The organism is Streptomyces sp. AC627_RSS907 (genome assembly GCF_019049165.1).
Window position 1 is genome coordinate 1 of the sequence record NZ_JAGMUE010001467.1, and the last position, 626, is coordinate 626.

Annotated in this window: 1 protein-coding gene and 1 pseudogene; one reads left to right on the top strand and one right to left on the bottom strand. The window is 69.5% G+C overall.

What is annotated here, in order from left to right; genetic code table 11:
- A partial coding sequence (locus KUM32_RS42475; RefSeq protein ID WP_217146919.1) for a C39 family peptidase occupies positions 1 to 186 on the top strand: 186 nt, incomplete at its 5' end.
- On the opposite strand, the pseudogene KUM32_RS42480 reads toward KUM32_RS42475, so the two are convergent.
- Positions 174 to 626: pseudogene (locus KUM32_RS42480) on the bottom strand (hypothetical protein); the annotation flags it as partial. The gene KUM32_RS42475 and the pseudogene KUM32_RS42480 sit on opposite strands and share 13 nt — an antisense overlap.

Sequence of the window (626 nt, forward strand, 5' to 3'; positions counted from 1 at the left end):
GGCAACCAGCCCCCCGGCTACCCGTCGGACCAGACGATCTCCCACTACTTCACCGTCATCGGCTACGACGACGCGAACCGCACGGTCCTCATCGCCGACCCGGCGTCCTTCGGCGGCAACCAGGTGTACTGGCTGTCCTTCGACCAACTGGCCAGCCTGGTCCCGCCGAAGGGTTACTCGGCCTGAGGGGCGCCCTTGTCGGGTGACTCGGGTTGAGTGAGGGGTGTGGTGGGTGGTGGCTGGGTGGGGTCACCTGGCTGGGTGAGATCGGCTGCGATGTCGGCCTGGAGGTAGTCGGCCAGGGACTCCAGGGCGGCTGGTTCCACCTGGGCGATCTCGGCCACCATCGGCATCGGTTCACCGATCGCGAGCGCCTCGGCCAGCAGGGTCCGCCCCTGGGGAGTGGGGCCGTAGCCGGCGGCGACACTGGCCAGGGCCTGTGCCTGATAGGCCGGGTGGCCGGTGAGGGAGCGGGCGAGGCGGAGCGCTTCCTCGGGTTGGGCGTTCGCGACCAGTGCCGCGACGACGGTAGCTTCCCCCTGAGCCTCGACATCTGGCTCACCGATGTCGCGAACCGCTTCGAGCGCCTGGGTGATGAGCTGGGTGGCGTCAGCACTGTGCCCGTG